2 protein-coding genes are annotated in these 1720 nt (G+C 65.3%); one reads left to right on the top strand and one right to left on the bottom strand.

What is annotated here, in order from left to right; translation table 11 throughout:
* Nucleotides 1-336: MarR family winged helix-turn-helix transcriptional regulator (locus VET27_RS24195; protein ID WP_526522260.1), on the bottom strand; the 336-nt coding region annotated here is incomplete at its 3' end.
* A gap of 254 nt (nt 337-590) precedes the next feature.
* On the opposite strand from VET27_RS24195, the gene VET27_RS24190 reads away from it, so the two are divergent.
* The coding region (locus tag VET27_RS24190) for an NADP-dependent isocitrate dehydrogenase (protein ID WP_526522258.1) at nt 591-1720 on the top strand (1130 nt) is incomplete at its 3' end.

The raw sequence follows: 1720 nt of genomic DNA, 5'->3' as shown, positions 1-1720 counted from the left end.
CACCGCCGCCTCCTGATCGCTGATCTGTGAGGTGAACTCCCGCTCGATCCCGGCGATGTGCACGACCGAGGCTCGGCGCAGGGCCGCCCGCCCGGCCCGGGTGATGTGCACGATCACCCCTCGGCCGTCGGCCGGATCGTCCAGCCGTTCGACCAGGCCCTCGGTTTCCATCTTCGCGACCTTGCGGGACAGCCCTGGCTGCGAGAGCACCACCCGGTTGACCAGCTCCTTGAGCCGGAGCTTGCCGCCGTTGTCCGACAGCTGGACCAGCACGTCGTAGCTGCCGAGCGAGATCAAGGTCGCGTTGTCCAGATCGGTGGCCAGTCGCGTGACCATCCGTGCGTGCGCATGAAGGAGAGCCGTCCATGCGGCTTTCCGGTCACCTTCGAAAAGACCTGCCCCCATATTTCCCCCTGGCAATGACCGAGCGTAACCGGGCGCGGCCCAGCCCCCGACCCGCCGCATCCCGCAGTCGTGCCCTGACGGTACGGTGCGCGGAGATCGTGCACCAGTGGGGACCCCCCGGGCGATGCGGTCACCTGCAACGACGCAGCGTGTCCGACTGCCCTTCGAGAGGAGACAAGCCACTTATGGCGAAGATTGCGGTGACGGGCACCGTCGTCGAGCTGGACGGCGACGAGATGACCAGGATCATCTGGCAGTTCATCAAGGACAAGTTGATCCTGCCCTACCTCGATATCAACCTGGAGTATTACGACCTCGGCATCGAGACCCGCGACGCGACGTCCGATCAGATCACCATCGACGCCGCGCACGCCATTCAGAAGCACGGCGTCGGGGTGAAATGCGCGACGATCACCCCGGACGAGGCGCGGGTGGAGGAATTCGGCCTGAAGAAGATGTGGCGATCGCCCAACGGCACCATCCGCAACATTCTCGGTGGCGTCATCTTCCGTGAGCCGATCATCATCTCGAACATCCCGCGGCTGGTACCCGGCTGGACCAAGCCGATCATCGTCGGCCGTCACGCCTACGGAGATCAATACCGGGCCACCGACTTCCGGTTCCCCGGTCCAGGTACCCTGACGATCACCTTCACCCCGACCGACGGCTCTGCGCCGATCGAGCACGAGGTCTTCCAGGCCCCCAGCGCGGGCGTGGCGCTGTCCATGTACAACTTGGACGACTCGATCCGCGATTTCGCCAAGGCGTCGCTCAACTACGGTCTGGCCCGCGATTACCCGGTGTACCTGTCCACGAAGAACACCATTCTCAAGGCCTATGACGGCCGGTTCAAGGACATCTTCCAGGAGGTGTTCGACGCCGAGTTCGCGGTGGCCTACAAAGAGGCGGGCCTGACGTACGAGCACCGGCTGATCGACGACATGGTGGCGGCCGCGCTGAAGTGGTCCGGCGGCTACGTCTGGGCCTGCAAGAACTACGACGGCGACGTGCAGTCCGACATCGTGGCCCAGGGCTTCGGCTCGCTGGGTCTGATGACCTCCGTGCTGTCCACCCCGGACGGCAAGATCGTCGAGGCGGAGGCCGCGCACGGCACCGTCACCAGGCACTACCGCCAGCATCAGGCGGGCAAGCCCACCTCGACCAACCCGATCGCGTCGATCTACGCCTGGACGGGCGGGCTCAAGCACCGCGGCAAGCTGGATTCCACCCCCGAGGTGATCGGCTTTGCCGAGGCGCTGGAGGACGTGATCATCAAGACGGTCGAGGGCGGCAAGATGACCAAGGACCTCGCCGG

Source organism: Mycobacterium sp. (genome assembly GCF_035633495.1).
In the GTDB taxonomy this organism is placed as follows: Bacteria; Actinomycetota; Actinomycetes; order Mycobacteriales; family Mycobacteriaceae; genus Mycobacterium.
This window is presented reverse-complemented; position numbering and strand designations above follow the sequence as displayed.